Raw genomic sequence first — 397 nt, forward strand, 5'->3', positions numbered from 1 at the left:
AGGAAACCGCCACCCGCACCAACCTGGAAGCCGCCGACGAAGTGGCGCGCCAGATGCGCCTGCGCGACCTGGGCGGCCTGATCGTGATCGACTTCATCGACATGGAAGAGTCGAAGAACCGCCGCGAAGTGGAAAACCGCCTGCGCGACGCGCTGCGCCAGGACCGCGCCCGCGTGCAATTCGGCACCATCAGCAAGTTCGGCCTGATGGAAATGAGCCGCCAGCGCCTCAAGCCCGCCTTGAGCGAAGGCTCGTCCATCCCCTGCCCACGCTGCGGCGGCTCGGGCCACATCCGCGACACCGAATCGTCGGCCCTGCAGATCCTGCGGATCATTCAGGAAGAGTCGATGAAGGACAACACGGCCGCTGTGCACTGCCAAGTGCCGGTGGAAGTGGC

General features: G+C 65.7%; 1 protein-coding gene. It reads left to right on the forward strand.

All coding sequences use genetic code 11. The features are described from left to right. Positions 1 to 397: ribonuclease E/G (locus GPA27_RS28650; RefSeq protein ID WP_211165323.1), on the forward strand; the 397-nt coding region annotated here is incomplete at both ends.

This window comes from Aromatoleum toluolicum (genome assembly GCF_012911005.2).
Lineage (GTDB): Bacteria > Pseudomonadota > Gammaproteobacteria > Burkholderiales > Rhodocyclaceae > Aromatoleum > Aromatoleum toluolicum.